Annotated in this window: 17 protein-coding genes; 1 reads left to right on the top strand and 16 read right to left on the bottom strand. The window is 71.5% G+C overall.

The genetic code is table 11. From position 1 onward, the window contains the following. Nucleotides 1–80: 80 nt before the first annotated feature. From K228_RS0106625 to K228_RS0106555, 16 genes are all read right to left on the bottom strand, one after another. Nucleotides 81–2018, bottom strand: coding sequence for a hypothetical protein (locus tag K228_RS0106625; RefSeq protein ID WP_029723389.1), 1938 nt, complete (start codon nucleotides 2016–2018; stop codon nucleotides 81–83). 238 nt (nucleotides 2019–2256) lie between these two features. Further along, nucleotides 2257–3084, bottom strand: coding sequence for a shikimate dehydrogenase (locus K228_RS0106620; RefSeq protein ID WP_025617716.1), 828 nt, complete (start codon nucleotides 3082–3084; stop codon nucleotides 2257–2259). Continuing rightward, nucleotides 3074–4279 carry an endolytic transglycosylase MltG gene (gene mltG, locus K228_RS0106615; protein WP_025617715.1) on the bottom strand — a complete coding sequence of 402 codons (1206 nt, stop codon included), beginning with the start codon at nucleotides 4277–4279 and terminating at the stop codon, nucleotides 3074–3076. The genes K228_RS0106620 and mltG overlap by 11 nt, the downstream gene beginning before the upstream one ends. Then, nucleotides 4276–4737, bottom strand: coding sequence for a Holliday junction resolvase RuvX (gene ruvX / locus K228_RS0106610; RefSeq protein ID WP_025617714.1), 462 nt, complete (start codon nucleotides 4735–4737; stop codon nucleotides 4276–4278). Before ruvX ends, mltG begins: the two co-directional genes overlap by 4 nt. A gap of 64 nt (nucleotides 4738–4801) precedes the next feature. After that, complete coding sequence (alaS, locus tag K228_RS0106605; protein WP_025617713.1) at nucleotides 4802–7480, bottom strand: alanine--tRNA ligase; 2679 nt, start codon at nucleotides 7478–7480, stop codon at nucleotides 4802–4804. Then, nucleotides 7477–7782 (bottom strand): hypothetical protein, encoded by a 306-nt coding sequence (locus tag K228_RS0106600; RefSeq protein WP_025617712.1) that lies wholly within the window; start codon nucleotides 7780–7782, stop codon nucleotides 7477–7479. The genes alaS and K228_RS0106600 overlap by 4 nt, the downstream gene beginning before the upstream one ends. Nucleotides 7783–7813: 31 nt before the next feature. Further along, nucleotides 7814–8275, bottom strand: coding sequence for a DUF948 domain-containing protein (locus tag K228_RS0106595; protein ID WP_025617711.1), 462 nt, complete (start codon nucleotides 8273–8275; stop codon nucleotides 7814–7816). 151 nt (nucleotides 8276–8426) lie between these two features. Next, nucleotides 8427–9152, bottom strand: a complete 726-nt coding sequence (locus K228_RS0106590; RefSeq protein ID WP_025617710.1) for a hypothetical protein — start codon at nucleotides 9150–9152, stop codon at nucleotides 8427–8429. A 215-nt stretch (nucleotides 9153–9367) separates the two neighbouring features. Next, a complete protein-coding gene (locus K228_RS28200) occupies nucleotides 9368–9526 on the bottom strand; it encodes a hypothetical protein (protein ID WP_155251560.1) in 159 nt (52 codons plus the stop codon). A gap of 1218 nt (nucleotides 9527–10744) precedes the next feature. After that, on the bottom strand, nucleotides 10745–12253 hold the full coding sequence (locus K228_RS0106585; RefSeq protein ID WP_025617709.1) for a replication-associated recombination protein A: 1509 nt from the start codon (nucleotides 12251–12253) through the stop codon (nucleotides 10745–10747). 121 nt (nucleotides 12254–12374) lie between these two features. Next, a complete protein-coding gene (locus K228_RS0106580) occupies nucleotides 12375–13763 on the bottom strand; it encodes an MFS transporter (RefSeq protein WP_025617708.1) in 1389 nt (462 codons plus the stop codon). Beyond that, on the bottom strand, nucleotides 13763–14359 hold the full coding sequence (locus K228_RS0106575; RefSeq protein ID WP_025617707.1) for an ArsR/SmtB family transcription factor: 597 nt from the start codon (nucleotides 14357–14359) through the stop codon (nucleotides 13763–13765). Before K228_RS0106575 ends, K228_RS0106580 begins: the two co-directional genes overlap by 1 nt. Before the next feature lie 168 nt (nucleotides 14360–14527). After that, nucleotides 14528–16351, bottom strand: coding sequence for an aspartate--tRNA ligase (aspS, locus tag K228_RS0106570; RefSeq protein WP_025617706.1), 1824 nt, complete (start codon nucleotides 16349–16351; stop codon nucleotides 14528–14530). Between the two features lie 200 nt (nucleotides 16352–16551). Beyond that, nucleotides 16552–17487 (bottom strand): acyl-ACP desaturase, encoded by a 936-nt coding sequence (locus K228_RS0106565; RefSeq protein WP_025617705.1) that lies wholly within the window; start codon nucleotides 17485–17487, stop codon nucleotides 16552–16554. Nucleotides 17488–17633: 146 nt separating this feature from the next. Beyond that, nucleotides 17634–18962: a histidine--tRNA ligase gene (gene hisS, locus K228_RS0106560; protein ID WP_025617704.1), complete on the bottom strand. Its 1329-nt coding sequence runs from the start codon at nucleotides 18960–18962 to the stop codon at nucleotides 17634–17636. Nucleotides 18963–19015: 53 nt separating this feature from the next. Continuing rightward, on the bottom strand, nucleotides 19016–19732 hold the full coding sequence (locus K228_RS0106555; RefSeq protein WP_025617703.1) for an MBL fold metallo-hydrolase: 717 nt from the start codon (nucleotides 19730–19732) through the stop codon (nucleotides 19016–19018). Between the two features lie 238 nt (nucleotides 19733–19970). Between K228_RS0106555 and K228_RS0106550 the strand changes: the two genes are divergently transcribed. After that, nucleotides 19971–20846 (top strand): peptidylprolyl isomerase, encoded by an 876-nt coding sequence (locus K228_RS0106550; RefSeq protein WP_025617702.1) that lies wholly within the window; start codon nucleotides 19971–19973, stop codon nucleotides 20844–20846. Nucleotides 20847–20858 lie beyond the last annotated feature (12 nt).

Genomic DNA, 20858 nt, shown 5'->3' with positions numbered 1-20858 from the left:
CCCCCCCGTCAGGGGACGACGGCACAACTCACCGCCAGCCAACGTGAGTCATCCACCATAATCGACGATAGTCAGTTGCCTTACTGCACAGCGAAGAACAGTCGCGAAGTAGACCAGGTCAGCTCCGGGCTCGCGGTCACGAGCAGGACGCTTTCCGCGCCGTCCACCACCGGGTCGGCCGCCGGCCGGAAGGGGACGCTACGCAGGTTCCCGTCGGTGCTTCCGTACACGATCCTGCCGTCCACCCAGGCCGTGCCCCGCACCGTCGACCAGTCGACCCCGGTGGTGGGCAGGGTGAACTCGGTGGCACCGAGGTAGTTCCCGTCCGTCTCGAAGTACCGGTAGTGGAGGGCGTCGGAGTCGGCCCGGGTGTAGTGCAGGCGCCCGTCAAGGAAGAAGGCACCGGTCAGCTCCGACGCGTCGAACCAGTCGTTGTAGCCGGACGACTCCCACGGGACACCGATCACGCCCCCGGGGAACATCGAGATGTCGATCCGGCTGCCCGTCGGGGTCCCGGCGACGGTGTGTGCCCAGTAGATCCGGTCACTCATTCCCCAGGTCGCCCCAGCGCCGGTGTAGTTCGGCTGGCTGACCATGGTCGGTGCGCCGATGCCGGTGCCGTCGAACGGAACCCGGGCCAACTCGCCCTCCCCGATGCCCAGGTAGAGATTGCCGCTGGTCGCGGTCGACGGGTTCTTCGGGGTGATCGTCCGACCACTGGAGCGGGGGAACATCCCAAGCCGGCCGTGGTACTCGCCCCCCATGCCGTCGGAGTTGTGCCCGAAATAGAGCCCGTCGTTGCCGCGCCAGAGCACCGGCACGGTGGAGCCCCACGGACTGGTGCCGGCGGGCAGCGACGAGCCACCGCTGCGACGCGGATTCCAGTTCACCGGCATCCCGGTGGCCGGGGTGACCGCGGCGATACCAAGCCGGTCAATGGCACCGTCGCCAGCGCCGCCCCAATGTGCGGTCGGATTGTTCAGCCAACGGAAGTGCCCACCGAGATAGATGACATTGTCGACCACCTCGACCGAGGTGATGGTGTCCCGACCGGTGTAGTTCACCCAGGTGCCGAGCTGACCGTCGCCGCGGGCTGCGGTCTCGAAGCGCACGAGCGCGTCACAGTACCCCGCCGGCCAGCCCGAACCGCCGTTGGTGCCAACGACGAACCAGCTGCCGTCACCGCCGAACCGGACATCCTGCACGTAGGAGAAGGCCGGCCGTCCTTCGCACGGCGCCACGAACTTCTCCGTGCTCCAGTCGAGGACGCTCGGTGTGCCGGAGAGGTCGACGAGCGCCATCTGGTTCCGCGACAGAGTGTTGACATCGGTGAAGTTGCCGCCCGCTACCAACGTCTGCCCATCCGGGGAGACGTCGATGGTCCAGACGTATGAACTGGTGCCGCCTCGCCCCACCGTGGCGTTGACGGCAAAGGTGGGGTCGATCGCCCCCGTGCCGGCGTGCAGTCGGGCGAGCCCGGCGTGCGGGGTGCCGTTCACCCAGTTGAAGGCACCCGCCAGGTAGAGCCAGTCGCCGTGCAGCGCCATGTCCCGCACGTTGCCGCCGTCGGAGCGACCCACCCAGCTGTCGACGGTGGCGCCGGTAATCGGGTCGAGCGCCACCAGATTCTTCCGGGACACCCCGTTGGCGTTCCGGAAGGCCCCGCCGACGATCAACGTGTCGTTCGGGCCGGCGACAAGCGAGTTCACCGCACCGTCGAGCACCGGCAGGAAGGTCGTCGAGATCGCCCCGGTGGCCTTGTCGTAGCCGAACAGGTAGCGCTGGCTGACCCATGCCGCGGTCGGGTCCTGCCGGATCTGGGTGAAGGTGCCCCCCACGTACACCATCGAGCCGATCTCCGCGAAGGCCCGGGCCTCGCCGTCGCGGGCGTGCGGCGTCTCGTCCACCGGATCGCTCGACACCAGGATCTGGGTCTCGGGCACCGGCGGGACGGTGGCGGAGGCCGCAGATGGTACGAGCAACGCGGCGGCGACGGTTACCCAGCAGATCACGGACATCCGAACAGGGCGACCCGAAATCCGCCGACGAAGCAAGAACCCAGCCACGCTAAGCCTCCACAGGGTGAGAACCCGCGTAGCGTGCCTTGCCCGACCCCCTCAGCGATATCCACCGATTGGTTGGCACTTGCCCACTGGCCCCGCCCCGGCGCTCCGACAGCGCCCCGGCCTCCCCCGCTCGGCGTACGCCACCGCCGGTTCGCCCCCATTGGCACGCGACGAGTCGCCGCTGTGGGGATCAGCCCGCCCGAGCCGCGGTGAGCGCGGCAGCCATCGCCGCACGGGGCGCCGGCACCCCGGTGAACTGCTCGAACTGGCCGACCGCCTGGGCCAGCAGCAGATCGAGACCAGAGCAGACGCGGCAGCCGGCGGTCTGTGCGGCGGACGCGAGCGAGGTCGGCCAGGGGTCGTAGAGGGCGTCGAAGAGCACAGTCGTGGGCCGCCAGGCCACCGCCGCGGCGAGCGGATCGGCGGCCCCGGCCGGCACGGTCGAGATCACCACATCGGCGGAGCAGGCCACGACAGCGTCGGCCCAGGGAACTCCGGTCAGCGACACGCCCACCGCCGCGGCCACCGGACGCAGGTCGGCGATCGCGGCCTCCCGCCGGGCCACCACGGTCACCGCCCGGGCCTGCAGCGCCGCCGCCGCGGCCACCGCCGCCCGGGCCGTACCACCGGCGCCGAGCACCGTCAGCGTCGACTCCGGGCCGACCCCGGCGGCGGTCAGCACCTCCACCATGCCGGCGACATCGGTGTTGTCCGCGTGCCAGGAGCCATCCGGCCGGCGGACCAGCGTGTTGGCCGCGCCGACAGCGGCGGCGACCGGCGACGCCGTCGCGGCCACCGCGAGCGCCGTCTCCTTGCCCGGCATGGTGACCGAGAGCCCCGCCCACTCCGGGCCGAGGCCGGCGACCAGAGCCGGCAGCTGCGCCTGGGCGCACTCGAGGCGGGTGTACGACCAGTCGTGCAGGCCGACCGCGGCGTAGCCGGCGTTGTGGATCACCGGGGAGAGGGAGTGCGCGATCGGGGCACCGACCACCGCCGCCCGGACGCGCTCAGATGACACCCGCCTCCCTCGCCTTTTCCTCGTTGCGCAGCTGCTCCTCGTAGGTTTCCGCGAAGGCGGACTCCCCCTCCTTGTTGATCGCGACGAAGAAGAGCCAGTCTCCCGGCGGCGGGTCCATGGCGCCTTCCATCGCCAACTGGCCCGGGTTGTTGATCGGTGTGGGGATCAGGCCCTTGAGCTTGCGGCTGTACGGGCTCTTTGTGTCAAGCAACTCGTCCTGGGTCATATCGGCCGAGGCCTTGGTCTCCTGGCCGGTCAACTCCAGGTAGTAGTTGACCGTGACATCCATCTCCAGGCAGTTGCATTGGAAGTCGCCGTAGACCCGGTTGTAGGCGACCCGGGCGACCTTGCCGAGATCCCCCGGCGTGCCCGCCTCGGCTTGGGCGAGCGACGCGACGATCAGCGCCTCGTAGGGCGCGATCTGGCGTTCGTTCTGCACCCGGTCGACGAACTCCAGCTCCTCGGCGACGGTGAGGAATCGCTCCACCATCAGCGCGAGAATCGACTCAGCCGTGGGGTCCGGGGGAAGCTCGTAGGTGTCGGGGAAGAGGAAACCCTCGATCGACGGCTCGACCGTCCGGTCATCCGTCCGCTTGAACCACCACTCCGGGACCCCGAGCGCGAGCGGATCCTTCGCCGCCGCCTCGAACTCCTCCGCGGGGATCTCGGTCTCCTCGGCGAGCAGCTTGTAGATGCTCTTCGCGGTCCGCCCCTCGGGCACGGTGATCCCGTTCACGACCCGGTTCTCCGGGTCCAGCATCGCGGCCACGGCGTACTCGCCACTCATCTGCCTACGCAACTCGTACTGGCCGGGCTGAATATTCTTGCTCTGACTGTTTTCCTCCGCCGCATTGACGAAAGCCTTGGTACTCTTGACCACCCCGGCCTCGTAGAGGGTGACCGCGATGGCGGCGATCGGAGCGCCCTCCGGGATCTCGACCGTCACCGCCTCGGTCCCGGCCCCGTCGTAGTCTGGCGTGCCGAGCAGGTTCTGGATCCGTTCGAAGCCGTAGTAGGCGCCACCACCTAGGCCGCCGAGCAGCGTCAGGGTCAGCAGCAGGGCCAGCACGGTCTTGCCGCGCCCGCCGCCCGAGCCTCGCTCGCGCTGACGCTTACGCTTACGCACGTAGCCGCGTCGATGCCGGCCCTTCTCCCCCCGATCCGAATCGAACCCGGGGTCCAGATCCTCGATCATTGCATCCGCCTCCGCTGCGCATCGAGCCAGCTCTGCAGGATTTCCACCGCGGCCGCCTGGTCCACCACCGCCCGCTGCCGCCGCCCCCGAACGCCACGCTCCGCAAGCCTACGACTAGCCACCACCGTCGACATCCGCTCGTCGGTGAGCGTCACCGGCACAGGCGAAATCACTTCGACCAGACGGCTGACATACGCCTGCACGTGTACGGCGGCCGGGCCCTGCCGACCGGCGAGATTCACCGGAAGGCCAACCACCACCTCGACCGCCTCGTGTTCGGTCACCAACGCGGCCAGCTCGGCCATGTCGCTGGGGACCGCCTCCGGGGCGGCGGTGCGGTCCCGAGCGAGGGTGACCAGCGGGGTAGCTAGGACGCCGTGTGGATCGGACCGAGCCACGCCGACCCGGACCTGTCCGACATCCACCCCGAGGCGTACGCCCCGGGACCACTGCGCCACGAATGGTCACCTCCCTGGGAGAACGAGCGGGCTGCGCCTCCGGCACCGGGCATCCCCCGGCACCTTACGCCCCGGCGATGGCATTCTCGACCGTGCGGAGCAGCCCCGGCGCCTCCGCCGCCGACAGACCGCCCCCCTGGGCCAGCTCGGGACTGCCCCCACCCCGACCGGCGAAGGCTACCTTGACCAGATCCGCCGCCGACAGCCCCTGGCTCCGGGCGGCTGGGTTGACCGCCACCACCAGCGAAGCCTTGCCGTTTGCCCGGGCCGCCACCGCGACCACCGCCGGGCGCGCCGGATCGATCCGGCTACGGATCTCCTGCGCGAGGGTCCGCACATCATTGCCGGCCGCGCCCTCGGGCGCCTCAGTCCCGACGTACGCCACCCCACGCACCTCGCTCGCCTGGGCGGCGAGGGCCGCCGCGCCGCCGAGCACCAGCTGCGCGCGCAGCTTCTCCAGCTCCTTCTCGGCGTCGCGCAGCTGGGTGACGGTCTGCTCCACCCGCTCCGCGACCTGGTCGGACGGGACCCGGTACAGCTCGGCGAGGCGGGCCACGAGCAGGTGTTCGCGGGCAAGGAAGTTGAACGCGTCGATCCCGACCAACGCCTCGACCCGGCGAACCCCGGACCCGATCGACGACTCAGAGAGGATCTTCACCAGGCCGAGCTGGCCGGAGCGGCCCACGTGGGTACCACCGCACAGCTCTCGCGCGTAGTCGCCGACCTCGACGACCCGCACCTGCTCGCCGTACTTCTCGCCGAAGAGCGCCATCGCGCCGATCCGCCGCGCCTCGGCCAGCGAGGTGACGAACGCACGCACCTCCAGGTCAGCCAGGAGCGCCTCGTTGACCTGCTGTTCCACATCCCGCAGCACACTCGGTGCCACCCCGGTCGGGGTGTTGAAGTCAAACCGGAGCCGCCCCGGTGCGTTCAGCGAACCGGCCTGGGTGGCGGACTCACCGAGGAAGTTACGCATGGTCTGGTGCACGAGGTGGGTCGCGGTGTGCGACCGGGAGATCGCTCGACGGCGATCGGTGTCGATCTCGGCGAAGCCGGTCTCACCGACGCGCACCTCTCCCCGCAGCACCCGGGCCCGGTGGACGATCAACCCCGGCACCGGCTGCTGCACGTCGAGGACCTCCACCTGGCCCCCACCGACGGTGATCACGCCGAGATCCGGCTGCTGACCACCACCCTCGGCGTAGAACGGGGTGGTGTCGAGTACCAGCTCGACCGTCTCGCCCTCGACCGCCGCGGCGTGTGGGCTGGCCGCACCGAGCACCGCCCGCACCGTTGACTCGCGGGAGACCTCCTGGTAGCCGGTGAAGGTGACCGGGCCACCCTCGTCTAGCACCGTCCGATATGCGGACAGGTCCACGTGCCCCGTCTTCCGGGCCTGCGCGTCGGCCTTCGCCCGAGCCCGCTGGTCGGCCATCAGCCGACGGAAACCCTCGGCGTCGACCTGTAGACCCTGCTCGTTGGCGATCTCCAGGGTCAGGTCGATCGGGAAGCCGTACGTGTCGTGCAGTTGAAATGCCTTCGCTCCGGAGATCGCCCGCCCGCCCGCGGTGCGGGTCTCGGCGATGGCGGTGTCCAGGATCGTGGTGCCGGCGCGCAGCGTGGACAGGAACGCATCCTCCTCCGCGTACGCGTAGTCGGCGATCCGGCCGAAGTCCGTCGCCAGCTCCGGGTACGACGCAGCCATGCAGTCGCGGGCCACCGGTAGCAGCTCGGGCATCGCCCGTTCCTGCCAGCCCAGCAGCCGGATCGAACGAATCGCCCGACGCATGATGCGGCGCAGCACGTAGCCCCGCCCCTCATTACTCGGGGTAACCCCGTCCCCGATCAGCATCAGTGCGGTACGGACATGGTCGGCGACGACCCGCAACCGGATGTCGTCCGGGTGCGATTCGCTGGCGACGTGACTGGAGTGCGCGCCGTACCGCTTGCCGGTCAGCTCGGCGGCCTTGGCCAGGATCGGCCGCACCTCGTCGATCTCGTAGAGGTTGTCCACGCCCTGAAGGATGGAGGCCATCCGCTCCAGGCCCATCCCGGTGTCGATGTTCTTCGCCGGCAGGTCGCCGAGGATCGGATAGTCCTCCTTGCCGGCACCCGGCCCCCGCTCGAACTGCATGAAGACGAGGTTCCAGAACTCCACGTAGCGGTCCTCGTCAACCGCCGGGCCGCCCTCCGGGCCGTACGCGGGGCCGCGGTCGTAGAACAGCTCGGAGCACGGCCCACACGGGCCGGGGATGCCCATCGACCAGAAGTTGTCGGCCTTGCCGCGACGCACGATCCGATCCGCCGGCACCCCGACCGACCGCCAGATCTGGAACGCCTCGTCATCGTTGTGGTAGACCGTCGGCCAGATTCGCTCCGGGTCGAGCCCGAGCCCCCCGGCGTCAACCGGCTTGGTGGACAGGTCCCAGGCCAGCCGGATCGCCTCGTCCTTGAAGTAGTCCCCGAACGAGAAGTTGCCGTTCATCTGGAAGAACGTGCCGTGCCGACTGGTCTTGCCCACCTCGTCGATATCCGGCGTACGGAGGCACTTCTGCACGCTGACGGCCCGCTTGTAGGGCGCGGTCTGCTGCCCCAGGAAGTAGGGGATGAACTGCATCATGCCAGCGGCGACGAACAGCAGGTTCGGATCGCTGATGGCGGGCAGCGGAGCGGACGGCACCACGGCGTGACCGTTCGCCTCGAAGTGCGCGAGGTACCGCCGCCTGATCTCCGCCGTCTTCATCGCTGGTGCTCCTCCGGGAAAGTGTCTCGGTCACCGGTGTGCGGATATCCCCGCAGGTCGGCGACGTTGTCGTCAAACGCCTCGCCGCGCGCGAAGGCCTCGTGAATCTCCTGCTCGCGCTCGGCCATTCCGATCCGGACGTCCGACACGAAGCTACGTACCGACTCGGCCAGGCCGCCAGCGGATTCGGACAGCCCGCCGGCGATCCCGGCCGGCGTGTAGGCCTGGGCCGTCCGGGTGGCCTTGCGGACCACCAGCACGCCCACGGCCAGCCCGATGCCCAGCCAGAACAACCGCCTCATGCTCTCCCCCTCCTGCGCGCCCCGGCGCTGCTCAGCGGCGACCGCGCCGACGGCCTCGCTGTTGCTGTTTAATGGTGTCCCGCACCTCACGTTCGGTCTCCGCATGCCGGCGGGCGGCCGTGGCCCGACGCACGCCATAGCCGAAGGCGGCCACCTTGACCAGCGGGCTCGCGGCGGCGGCGGAGACGATCGTGGCGAGGTTGGCGACGTTGGCGGTGATGTTCTGCGCGTGGCTGGTCATGGTATCGACCTTGGCGAGCTGGAGATTCACCCCATCCAACGAGGTCTGCACCTGATCCAACGCGGTGTTGACATTCTTCACCGTGGTATTGACCTCGCCGAGCAGCGGCGCGGTGCGGTCATTGACGTCGTTGATCATCCGGGTGGCCGCATCAACCGTGTGCCGCAGCCGCAGGATCGGCAGCACCAGGATCAACACCAACATCGCGAACGCGATCGCCGCGATCAGCGCCGCGACTTCTCCAAGGTCCACGCCTGTCCTCCTCAAGCCGAATCAGCGGGCACCGGACGTTCGGAGCAAGCCGCCGTCGTCCCCACACCCGTGCCGCGCGCCCCGGCCACTGGTCTGCCGGAGGCAGGCGGGCCTGCCAGCCCAGACCCTACCGTCCGTGATGGAGACCGCCTCAGGATGGTGAGGGGGTCTGTTCACCGAGCGGATCCTCAGACACGGTCGGGAAAGGATCCTCACCGGTGAGCGACGGGTCGGTGCTCGGCTGCGGTCGCGTCCGGTCATCGTCGATGGCGCTTCGCACCTTCACCGAGACCAACGAACCGGTGCACTCCGCCGCCTGGGTCGACGGATCCGGGGACGGCACGAGCGCCGGCTCACCATCGACCGGCGGCGGCACGCAGGCGGGCTCGCGTACCCACAGATCGAGGGTCAGCTCATCCCGTCGCCAGCAGGTGTAGCTGCCCTTCGCCGGTTGCTCGGGGCAACGGTCGACCTGCCACGGCCGCCAGCCATCCCCCCGCAGCGACGCCTCGTAGACCTGGACAGTCTCCTCCGGAGAACGTTCCGAGGCCACGGTGCGCTCGCGGAGTCGACAGTCCAGCAGACACCAGCGACTGCCACTGACGTCGTCCACCGTCTCGGTCGCCGCCCAGCTGGGAACCGCCAACTGGTCGAGGGTGTCGAAGACCGGGTCACGACTCAGCGTCTGTAGCCCGAAGACGGCCGGGACCACTCCGAGCAGCACAATGCTGGCCAGCGCCAGGGCTCCGGTCCGGAGCCGCTGCTGCGATTGCCGGCGCAGGTACGAGCGGGCTCCGCCGGGGCCGTCCGGTGCGGCGGTGTCGACCGCGGGCGGTTCTGCCCGGCCGCGCGGCGACCCGTCCGGCGCGGCGTCCAACGACGCTGGCGGGACGCCCGGGGGCGTGGCCCGGGCCGGCTCTCGGGGTGGCGGCAGCGCGCGACCCGACGGTCGCTCGTCCACGCTGGGACGGGGGCCGACGGGCCGGGCCGTCCCCGCCGCGGGCCGGGGAACAGCTGGCGCATCACCGGGCCGGACAGCGCCGGGCGGGGCCACCATCGGGGGTTGACCGCCCGGGCCACCGCCGGGCCGGGCTACGCCGGGCGAATGAGCTCCACCCACCGGCGGAGTCGGCGGGCCGGCCCGCCGCGGGGCAACCGTGCCCAACGGCGGCCCGGCGGCAGCTCGTGGCGGCGGCGGCTGGTCCGGATGGCCCGGACGGACAACGCCCGGGCCAGACGGAGGCTGCTCACCGATCGCACCGCTCGCGGCGGCGGACGGGCGGGGCCGCTCAGCAGCCGGTCCGGCGGGCGGGTGTGGCCGCGCGGGGCCGGCCGCTGTCGGGTGCGGACCGGCGGGGCCGGGCCGCGCTCGCCCGGCTGCGGGACCGCCCCGGGACGGTTCAGGTCCCGAACGCGAACCGTCAGCGGGTCCCCGGCCGCCGGCGGGCGGCCCGCTACGCGGGGCTACCGGCGAGCCCGGGGGGACCGCCGGTTGATTCAGGGAACGCAGCGTGGGGTCGGTCTGGTGGGGAGTACGGCCGGCCTGCCGTAGCCAGTCGGCGGGCCGCTTCGGTCGAGCTCGCCGCCCCTCGCTGGTGGCCGGGTCGGCGCTGTCGGTTCGCGGGCTCGGGATGTCGGTGTTCACCGCGGGCGTGGCCCGCCCCGGACCGCCCTCGGGGGCGGACGGACGGCCACGCGGTACCACGGTGTCCTCCTCCGGCGTCTCCCGTCGGCCATGCCGGGCGACACCACCGGACGGCGGGGCGGCACGGTGGCCGGGTGACCTGCCGCCCTCGGCTGGCACCCGGTGTCCACCTGCGGCGGGAGGAATCCCACCGGTTGGCTCGTCCCCGGCCCGGCCGGGGACCGCCGGCGGGGTGCCCGGAGCGCCCGTCGGTTCACCGGCACCACGTCGTCCACCCCGGCCGGCCGACGGGGCGAGGCCCGGCTGGGACGCGGCGGCCGGCGGACGCGCCGGCGCTGCCGGGCGGCCACGGCCGACCGGCTCGGAGGTCGGCGGGCCGGGCGGGCCACCGCGCCCGTGGGCCCGCGGGGCTGCAGGGCCGGGAGGAGCGGAAGGCCCGGGAGGAGCGGGCGACGCAGGAGGAGCATGCCTGGGAGGAGCGGAAGGCCCCGGAGGGGTCGCGGGCTCCGCAGAGCCGGGCCGCCGGCCAGCGTCGGGACGCGGACGGGGCGCTTCGGGCGCGTCTCGCCGAACGGGCGGGGCAGCACCGGTGGCGCTCGGCCCCGGTTCGGCACCGGGGCGCTGCGGCGGCGTGGACGGGCCGGACCCGCCCTCCGGACCCAGCTCGGCCCGCTGCGCCTTCGCCGTACGCAGGTCGTCGATCCAGCCGAACTCCTCGCCGGTGACCGGCTCCCCGGCCGCGGCCTCGGCCTTCCCCCGCCCCCAGCGGCGCCCCTTGCGCCGCTGGTCGGCGCTCTCCTCGGGCTGGTCCGCCCCTCGCGACTTCACTGCTGCCCCTCCTCAGTGGCGTCCGCGCCACCCTCGTGCGCCCCGTCGTCACCCGGTCCTTCGGGTTGGCGGCCGTTGCCCGCCCCGGTGCCGCAGGGCGCCACCGCCGGCTGGCGGTCAGCCGTCGGCGCCGACCGGCGGATGATCCGGCGCAGCAGCGGCAGTCGATCGGCGACGGCTCGCTCGGCCCCGTGCTGGCTGGGCCGGTAGTAGTCGGTGCCGACGAGGTCATCGGGCACGTACTGCTGGTTGACCACACCCCGCTGGTCGTCGTGGGGATAGCGGTAGCCGGTGCCGTGGCCAAGCCCCTTGGCGCCGGGATAGTGCGCGTCCCGTAGCCCGCGCGGCACCGCCCCACCCCGACCGGCCCGGACATCGGCGAGGGCCGCCCCAATAGCGGTGGTCGCCGAGTTCGACTTCGGGGCCGTGGTCAGGTGGATCACCGCTTGGGCGAGGTTGAGCTGGGCCTCCGGCAGGCCGACGTACTCCACCGCGTGGGCGGCGGCGGTGGCCACGCCGAGCGCACCCGGGTCGGCCATGCCGACATCCTCGCTGGCGAAGATGACCATCCGTCGGGCGATGAACCGCGGGTCCTCGCCGGCGACCAGCATCCGGGCCAGCCAGTGCAGCGCCGCATCCACGTCGGAGCCGCGCATGCTTTTGATGAACGCACTGGTCACGTCGTAGTGGCTGTCGCCGTCGCGGTCGTAGCGGACGGCGGCGCTGTCCACCGCCTGCTCGGCGGTGGACAGGTCGATGCGGCTGGCGCCGACCGCGGTGGCGGAGGCGGCCGCGGCTTCCAGGGCGGTGAGCGCCTTGCGGACATCACCAGCGGCGAGCCGGACCAGGTGCTCCTCGGCGTCGGGGGCGAGAGCGGGCGTGCCACCCAGGCCGCGACCGTCGGCGACCGCACGGCGGAGCAGGCTGCGCACCGCGTCGTCATCCAGCGGCTGCAGGGTGAGGAGCACGCACCGGGACAACAGCGGCGAGATGACGGAGAAATAGGGGTTCTCGGTCGTCGCCGCCAGCAGCGTGACGGTCCGGTCCTCGACCGCGGCGAGGAGCGAATCCTGTTGGGTCTTGCTGAACCGATGCACCTCGTCAATAAAGAGCACGGTCTGCGGGCCGCCGGCGCGGCGCTGCCGGCGGGCGGCGTCGATGACGGCACGGACGTCCTTCACCCCGGCGTTCAGCGCCGACATCGCCACGAAGCGACGGTCGGTGGCTCCGGCCACCAGGTGCGCGATGGTGGTCTTCCCACTGCCGGGTGGCCCCCAGAGGATCACCGACATCGGCGCGGCCCCGGAGACGAGTTGGTGTAACGGCGCTCCGGGAGCACGCAGGTGGTCCTGGCCGATCAGCTCGTCGAGCCCGGTCGGGCGCATCCGGACGGCCAGCGGCGCATCCTGGCCGACCGGCGCGAACCCAGCCACGCCGGCAGTACCCGCGGGCGCGACAGCCGCGGCGGCGGGCTCTCCGAAGGAGAAGAGGGCGTCGGGATCCATCACGGGAACAGTACCGGGCGCGGCCGGGGTCGACAGAATCAGCGCCGCCGGGCGGAGCTGACCTGCCCCTTGCGGTCCGGCCGGTGCCACCGGCCGCGCAATGCGGCCGGTGGCACCACCATCAGCCCCGAGCCGCGCCCGCGCCGGTGGTCGGGTCACCCGCGTGGGCCGGAGGCACGGCGGGCTCTCCGCTGACCGGCGCCGACCCCTCGGGCTGGGTCGCCGGGGACTCGGACGACGCGCCGGCCGTCGGCGCACCGACCGGGGCGGGAGAACCATCGCGGCTCGCCCGCCAGGCGGGCAGGTACAGCGGCGCGGCGATCGCGAGCACGACCGCGCCGGCCAGCATCGCGACACTGACGCCGGCCCGGTCGGCGACCAGGCCGAGCAGGATCCCGCCAGCGGCACCGGCAGGCATGGACACCATCGAGTTCAGGGAGACCACACTGGTTCGGTACGGCCCGTCGACCTGCCGGTGCACCAGCCCCATGTGCAACGGGTTCGAGGCGCCATGCACGACGTAGCACACGACGAAGGCGATCAGCACGCCGACCGGACCGGCGAGCAGCGCCATCCCGACCACGGTGATGCCCTGCGCGATCCGCAGCAGCGCCGCGGCGGGCGCGGCGCCCAGCCACCGAGTGAGCAGCGGGGTCGCCGCCGCGCCGCCGGCATTCGCGAGCCAGGCCACCATGGTTGCCGGCCCGAGCAGCGCCCCGGCTCGATCGGAGTCGCCGAGCACCTCGGCGAGCCGGACCGGCAGGAGAGCTTCAAAAGTGACCATGCCGAAGCCCCAGAAGAGCTCGACCGAGAGCAGGGCGAGCAGCACCCGGGAGCGGCGGAGCAGACCCATCGCCTGGCCGATCATCCGGGGGGCCTCCGCGATCGACTCGCGGAGCGCCGACGACCCGGCGGTGGTACGACGCTCGCGCATCAGGGCGAGCAGGGCCACCAGCCCGACGATCTGCAGCACCACGATGGCCACGATCGGCATGGTCAACGCGCTGAACGGGCCGACCGGGCCGAACGCGACCAGCCCGCCGCTGAGCAGGGCACCGGCCGCCATGGCGACGCCGACGGCCGTCCCGCCCTGGCTCAGGCCCCGCTCGTACTCGGCCTCGGGGTCGGCGGCGAGGGTGCTGTCCACGAACCAGGACTCGAGCGGGCCGCTGTCCAGCGCCCGATAGACCCCCTGCAACGCCCACATCACTACCAGGAGGGCGAACGAGTCGGCCACGACGAAGAGCGCCACGGAGGCGAGGTTGACCACCGCGGCGAGCACCAGCACCGGTCGGCGTCCCACGGCGTCGGCGAGCCCGGCGGTCGGCAACTCGAGCGCGAGGACGAGGACACCCTGGGCCGCGAACGCCATGCCGATCTCGGCGAGGGTGAGGCCCCGCTCCTGCATCAGCAGGACGAAGACCGGGACCAGCAGGCCGACCGGCAGCCAGCGCAGGCTGAGCAGGATGAGGTAGCGGTTGCGGACCTGCTGGACGGAGAGGGCAGCCATCACGCCTCCTTCGGTAGCGGGTAGGCGGCGAGGTAGACCTGAACCTGCTCGGCGCCGGGCTCCGGCGGGTCGGCCGATTCGCGGTAGCGCTCCAGGACCTGCCAGAGTTCGTCGTTGAGCGCCTTCAGCCGGTCTACCGGGAGGGTCAGGAAGGCGTCACCCATCCCGAAGGCGTCCCGCCACTCCGACGACCACTGGCTCTGTGCCGCGTACCACCGCTGCGCCTGCTCGGTCAGCAGGCGCACCTGGTGGCCCTGGATCCACTCCATGGCGGCGCGGGCGTCCGGGTCGTCGTCGAAGTCGGTGGGCTCGAAGTCGCTGAGCTCGTGTGCGGCCCGCCACCAGCGCTGCCGGCCGGCGCCCTGCTCCGGGTCCTCGGCGACCAGCCCCACGTCGGCGAGCTGACGCAGGTGGTAGCTGGTGGCACCGGTGTTGGTGTCGAGCAGTTCGGCCAGCATGGTGGCGGTCGCGGAGCCCTGCATTCGCAACGCCCCGAGGAGCCGGATCCGTAGGGGGTGCGCCAACACCCGCACCTGCCGGTGGTCGATATGCACCGCGCGCGGAGTCGGCCCGGCCCGTTCCCGGTCATCAGTCATGCTTGCACACTATCTTTGCATAACTTCTATGCACAAGAGTTTTGCACATAAGTTATGCATAGACCTCGGGTTCGACTGCCCCACGCCACTCAGCCCGACCGGGCGCCGCACACGACAGTGGCGGCCCGGCAAAGCCGAGCCGCCACTGGAATGGCCAACGAGGGGCGGTCAGGTGGGGTCGGCCACCGGAGCAGCCGGGCCGGCGGTGCCGGCCTGCGCCCGCACCTCGGGCTTGGGCCGGGCGTCCACACCCGCCTCCAGGCGCTGCGCCGCGGTGATCGGGGTCGGCGCGGCGGTCAACGGGTCGAACCCACCACGGGTCTTCGGGAAGGCGATGACCTCACGGATCGAGTCGGCGCCGGCAAGCAGCATGCAGACCCGGTCCCAGCCGAAGGCGATACCGCCGTGCGGCGGCGGGCCGTACTTGAACGCCTCCAGCAGGAAGCCGAACTTGTCCTGCGCCTGCTCGGGCGTGATGCCGAGCAGGTCGAAGACCCGCTGCTGCACGTCCTCGCGGTGGATACGGATCGAGCCGCCGCCGATCTCGTTTCCGTTGCAGACAATGTCGTACGCGTACGCCAGCGCCCGGTCCGGCGCCTCCTCGAAGTGGTCCACCCACTCGTCGTTCGGCGCGGTGAACGGATGATGCACCGCGGTCCACCCGCTCGCTCCACCCTCCTCGCGGTCGGTGACCCGCTCGAACATCGGCGCGTCAACCACCCAGCAGAACGCCCAGGCGCTCTCGTCAATCAGCTTCGCCCGGCGGGCGATCTCCACCCGGGCCGCGCCGAGCAACTCCTGAGCCGCCCGGCTCTCCGCGCCGGCGGCGAAGAAGATCGCGTCGCCGGGCTTCGCGCCGACCGCGTCGGCCAGACCCGCCAGGTGCTCGGTGGAGAGGTTCTTGGCGACCGGGCCCCGTGCCTCACCCGTCTCGGCGTCGAGCACCACGTAGGCCAGGCCCTTCGCACCCCGCGCCTTGGCCCAGTCCTGCCAGCCGTCCAGCTCCTTACGGGACTGCGCCGCACCGCCGGGCATCACGACCGCACCGACGTAGCCGCCCGCCTCGATCGCGCCGGCGAAGACCCGGAACCGGGTGCCGCGCAGGTAGTCGGTCAGCTCGGTCAACTCCACCCCGTAGCGCACGTCCGGCTTGTCCGAACCGTACCGAGCCATGGCATCGTGCCAGGTGATCCGCGGGATCGGCCGAGTGATCTGGTGGCCAGCCAGTTCCCGCCACAGCCGGGACACGATCGCCTCGCCGAGGTCGATCACGTCGTCCTCGGTGACGAAGGACATCTCGATGTCCAGCTGGGTGAACTCCGGCTGCCGGTCGGCGCGGAAGTCCTCGTCCCGGTAGCAGCGGGCGATCTGGTAGTACCGCTCCATTCCGCCCACCATGAGCAGCTGCTTGAACAACTGCGGCGACTGGGGCAGCGCGTACCAGGTGCCGGGCTGCAGCCGGACCGGCACCAGGAAGTCCCGGGCCCCCTCCGGCGTCGAGCGGGTCAGCGTCGGGGTCTCGATCTCCAGGAAGTCCCGCTCGTGCAGCACCTTACGGGCGATCTGGTTGGCCGCGGACCGCAGCCGCAGGGCGCTGGCCGGACCGCTGCGACGCAGGTCCAGGTACCGGTAGCGCAGCCGGACGTCGTCACCGGCCTCGACCTGGTCGTCCACCGGCAGCGGCAGGGGCGCCGCCTCGGAGAGCACCTCCAGCTCCTCCGCCGTCACCTCGACCTCGCCGGTGGCCAGTTCCGGGTTCTCGTTGCCTTCGGGACGACGGGTCACCTCGCCGGTGACCCGGACGCAGTACTCGTTGCGCAGCACGTGGGCGTCCTCCTCGCGGAGGACGACCTGGGCCACCCCGGAACCGTCCCGCAGGTCCACAAAGATGACACCGCCGTGGTCGCGCCGGCGGGCCACCCAGCCGGCGAGCGTCACCGTGGTGCCGGCGTCCGTCGCGCGCAGGCTTCCGGCGTCATGGGTACGGATCACGGCGTGCGTCTCCCTCGTCTGCGGAATGAATCTGCCCAGCATCATCGCCAGGCCGCCCCGGGGCCGCATCCTCGTTTCCAGCCTGTTCCGGGGCAGAATGTCTCTGCCCCGGCATTCTGTCAGGGCTACCGCACCGCCGTTTGCCGGGTGCGCGGAAGAAGGGTCCGCGCACCGGGCGGCGGTGCCGCGCCCTGGCGCCGTCAGCCTCGAGCCGCCTGCCGGGCGCGACGGGCATCGCGCTTCTCCTCAAATCGAGACGCGGCGAGCTCCAGGCCGTCGAGATGAGCCGCGATCTGGTCCCGGGCCACCTCGCCGTCCGCGTTCAGGCCCGACACCTCGAAGATGTCCCACTGCCGCAGCACCGGCAGCACCACCTCGTCCCGGTGCTGGCGCAGGTCGTAGATGCCGGCCAGGGCGATCGCGACGGACTTCCGGGCGAACCCGTCGATGCCGTTACCCGGCATCTGGAACTCGGCCAACACGTCGGCCACCGCCCGCATCGTCTGGCTGGGAGCCAGCTCGAAGGAGGCGGCGAGCAGGTTTCGGTAGAAGAGCATGTGCAGGTTCTCGTCGGTGGCGATTCGCGCCAACAGCGCCTCGCAGAGCGGATCGCCGGTGGCCCGGCCGGTGTTGCGGTGCGCGATCCGGGTCGCCAACTCCTGGAACGACACGTACGCGAGCGAGTGCAGCATCTCCTCGTCGTGCGCGTTGCGGTAGCCGGCCGACATGTGCGTCATCCGAGCCCGCTCCAGGGCCACCGGGTCGACCGCCCGGGTCACCGTCAGATAGTCCCTTATCGCCGTGCCGTGCCGCGCCTCCTCGGCCGTCCACCGGTGCACCCAGGTCCCCCACGCCCCGTCCCGACCAAAGAGCGTGGCGATCTGGTGGTGGTACGAGGGCAAGTTGTCCTCGGTGAGCAGGTTGACGATCAACGCGGTGCGGGCGACCTCGGGCAGCTGTGAGTCGGCCGGCGTCCACGCCTGCCCACCGAGCGGACCGTCGAAGGTCCGCCCCTCGCTCCAGGGCACGTACTCGTGCGGGAACCACTCCTTCGCGATCGACAGGTGCCGGTCGAGGTTCTTCTCCACGACGACTTCCAGCTCGTGCAGGAGTGCGGTCTCGCTGAGGATGCTCATTCGGGTCTCCCTACGGTGGCGTAACTTACGCCACCGTAGGTCCGATCGCCGGTCCGCGCCAGTAGCATCCCAGATGCGCCCCGAAGCAGCGCCTTCCTGCCGAAACACCGACCCCCGGACCGACCGCGGCCGACGGTCACGTGAACTCAGCTCACCACCGGCCGCAGGTCCGCCGCGGGTGGCTGCCACACCTCGGCCCGCGCCGACACCTGGGCGCCGGTACGGATGTCCTTGACCTCGTCCGCGCCCTCGTCCGTGCCGGGGAACCACACGTACGGGATGCCCCGCCGCTCGGCATAACGAATCTGCTTGCCGAACTTCGCCGCGCTCGGCGCGACCTCGGTGCAGATGCCCCGGGCCCGCAGCGCCTCCGCGACCCGGTTACTCACCGCCCGCTGCGCCTCGCTGGTCACCGCCACCACCACGCAGGTGGGGACCGGGCGGGAAATGGTCAACTCCCCGGCACCGAAGAGCAGGCCGAGCAGCCGGGTCACGCCGATCGAAAGGCCCACCCCCGGGAACGCGACGGCACCGGCGCTGGCCAGGTTGTCGTACCGGCCGCCGGAGCAGATCGAGCCGAACCGCTCGTACCCGACCAGCTGCGTCTCGTAGACGGTCCCGGTGTAGTAGTCCAGGCCACGGGCGATCCGCAGGTCGGCGACGCAGAGGCCGGGGGCGTGCTCGGCGGCGGTCTGCATCACCTGGACCAGCTCCGCGAGGCCCTCGTCGAGCAGCGGGTGACTGACCCCGAGCGCATTCACCGCATCGGCGAACGACGCATCCGGCGCCGAGATCTCCGCCAGCGCCAGCACGGCCTTCGCCTGCGCCTCGGTCGCCCCAGCTGTGGCGGCCAGTAGGTCGGCCACCCGGGCCGGGCCGATCTTGTCCAGCTTGTCGACCGCGCGCAGCGCCGCCTCCGGGTCGGTGATCCCCACCCCCCGGTAGAAGCCCTCACAGATCTTGCGGTTGTTGACCTGGATCCGCACCGGCGGAATCGGCAGCGACCGCAGCGCGTCCCCGATCACCAGCGGCATCTCGGCCTCGTGGTGCGGCGCCAGCGTGTCCCGGTCAACGATGTCGATGTCCGCCTGCAGGAACTCCCGGTAGCGGCCCTCCTGTGGTCGCTCGCCCCGCCACACCTTCTGGATCTGGTAGCGGCGGAACGGAAACTGGAGCTTGCCGGCGTTCTCCAGCACATACCGGGCGAGCGGCACGGTTAGGTCGAAGTGCAGGCCGAGCGCGTCGTCGCCGGTCGGTCCGTCGGGGTCGGCCTGCAGCCGCCGGAGCAGGTAGACCTCCTTGGAGGTCTCCCCCTTGCGCAGCAACTGGTCAAGCGGCTCCACCGCGCGGGTCTCCAGTGGGGCGAACCCGTACCGCTCGAAGGTGTCCCGGATCCGCTCCAGGACGTACTGCTCGATCATCCGCTGGGCAGGCGTCCACTCCGGAAAGCCGGAGATCGGCGTGGGCTTACTCATGGTGCTCCGTTCGCGAACCCCGCGCGGTCCACGCGGGGAAGAGGATGCGGCGGCTACAGGCCGCGGGCAGGGGCCGCCGGTCGCGCCGGCTCGCCCGCCACCTCGAGGAGGTACGGGTTGGCGGCGCGTTCCCGGCCGATCGTCGTGGTGGGACCGTGGCCGGGCAGCACGACCGTGTCGTCCGCCAGCGGGAGGATCTTGCTCCGCAGGCTGGCGAGCATCGTCGGATGGCTGCCGCCCGGCAGGTCGGTACGGCCGATCGAGCCGGCGAAGAGCACGTCCCCGGAGAGGCAGATCTCGTCCGCCTCCCAGCGGGAGCCCGCGCCGGGCAACCGGAAGAGCACCGACCCGCCGGTATGGCCCGGCGCGTGGTCAACGGTGATCTCCAGCCCAGCGAGGTCGAGGGTGGTGCCGTCGGTCAGTGCAGCGACGTCCGCCGGCTCGGTGTACGGCAGCCGGCCGCCGAAGAGCCCGGCCAGGTCGGCCGAGAGCCCTTTCGCCGGATCGGCGAGGAGTTCCCGGTCGGCCGGGTGGACGTACGCGGTGACCCCACGCGCACCGCAGACCGGTGCGACGGAGAAGGTGTGGTCGAGGTGGCCGTGGGTCAACAGGACGGCGGCCGGATGCAGCCGGTGCTCGGCCAGCAGGGCGTCGAGTCGGTCGAGTACCCCGATGCCGGGATCGACCACCACACACTGCTCCCCCGGCGCCGTGGCGACCACATAGCAGTTGGTGCCGAAGGCGTCCGCGGGAAAACCGGCCACGAGCACGACGGCTCCCTTCCCTCGAAGTGTCAGGTCGTCTGCTGAGCCTAGTCGCCGAAGCAACCGATCTCGCGCGGTGCGGCCCGGTGGTGGGTGCAGCAAGCTCCGCGAGTCACCACCGCGCCACCTCGTACACGACAATCCCCGCCACTGGCCGTACACTCTGGCGGGCGTGTGGCATGGCACACCTGACCAACGGTCGGGCCGCCCGTCACGGAACCAGGGTAGAGGAAGGGGAGCGCGGGTGGCCTCCAGCAGGGATCGGCAGCGCAAACTGGCGCGGGCAAAACTCGACCGACAGCTGGCCCGGCGGGCCGCTCGGGCCCGCCGCCGACGGCAGGTCCAGGCCGGGGTGGGCGTCGCAGTCGTCCTCGCCCTGATCGTGGCCGGCTCCGCCTGGGCGCTGGGCGCCTTCGATCGGGACCCGGTCGAGGACACCGCGGCCGAGGAGCTCTGCCTCTGGACCCCGGAGGACGCCACCGCCAACACCAACCTGACCGACGTCGGCACACCGGCCACCACCGGGCTACCGACCGAGGGGGTCCGGACGATGACGGTCGTCACGAACCAGGGCGCCCCGGTCACCGCCGAGCTGGACACTGCCGCCACCCCGTGCGCCGTGGCGAGCATCTCCCACCTGGCGGCGAACTCCTTCTACGACAACACGAAGTGCCACGAAATCACCACCGAGGGTGCGGTGCGTTGTGGCGACCCGAGCGGCACCGGACTGGGCGGACCCGCCTACTCCTTCTATGACGAAAACGTTCCCACCCCGGCGGAGGCCTCGGCCAGCCCTGCGTCCGACCAGCCCGCGACCTACCCGAAGGGCACGGTCGCGATGGTCGGTAACAGGCCCGGCGCCAACGGAAGTCAGTTCCTGATCTTCTTCAAGGACTTCACGACCGCCGACCCGGCGTACACGGTCATTGGCAGCGTCACCGGTGGAGTGGATACGGTCGAGAAGATCGGTGCGCTGCCGACCGTGGAGAATGCGGGCGGAGCGAAGGTCAAGCCGAAGGACGATGACGTGGTCATCCAGAGCCTGACGGTCACCGAGCCGGCGACGACGCCGACCACCACCGGGTCGGCCACCCCGGCGGTCGACTCGAGCGCCGGCTGACCGATCCCAGCC

The sequence above is a fragment of the Salinispora cortesiana genome (genome assembly GCF_000484695.1).
GTDB classification, from domain to species: domain Bacteria; phylum Actinomycetota; class Actinomycetes; order Mycobacteriales; family Micromonosporaceae; genus Micromonospora; species Micromonospora cortesiana.
Note: the sequence above shows the minus strand (reverse complement) of the source record. Positions and strands in the feature narration are given on the sequence as shown.

What these genes read in the sequence shown, in the direction of transcription:
- K228_RS0106575 (WP_025617707.1), bottom strand. Translation starts at nt 14,359, where the DNA reads ATGACTGATGACCGGGAACGGGCCGGGCCGACTCCGCGCGCGGTGCAT.
- K228_RS0106585 (WP_025617709.1), bottom strand. Translation starts at nt 12,253, where the DNA reads ATGGATCCCGACGCCCTCTTCTCCTTCGGAGAGCCCGCCGCCGCGGCT.
- mltG (WP_025617715.1), bottom strand. Translation starts at nt 4,279, where the DNA reads ATGATCGAGGATCTGGACCCCGGGTTCGATTCGGATCGGGGGGAGAAG.
- K228_RS0106600 (WP_025617712.1), bottom strand. Translation starts at nt 7,782, where the DNA reads ATGAGGCGGTTGTTCTGGCTGGGCATCGGGCTGGCCGTGGGCGTGCTG.
- hisS (WP_025617704.1), bottom strand. Translation starts at nt 18,962, where the DNA reads ATGAGTAAGCCCACGCCGATCTCCGGCTTTCCGGAGTGGACGCCTGCC.
- K228_RS0106625 (WP_029723389.1), bottom strand. Translation starts at nt 2,018, where the DNA reads ATGTCCGTGATCTGCTGGGTAACCGTCGCCGCCGCGTTGCTCGTACCA.
- K228_RS0106580 (WP_025617708.1), bottom strand. Translation starts at nt 13,763, where the DNA reads ATGGCTGCCCTCTCCGTCCAGCAGGTCCGCAACCGCTACCTCATCCTG.
- K228_RS0106565 (WP_025617705.1), bottom strand. Translation starts at nt 17,487, where the DNA reads ATGAGCATCCTCAGCGAGACCGCACTCCTGCACGAGCTGGAAGTCGTC.
- alaS (WP_025617713.1), bottom strand. Translation starts at nt 7,480, where the DNA reads ATGAAGACGGCGGAGATCAGGCGGCGGTACCTCGCGCACTTCGAGGCG.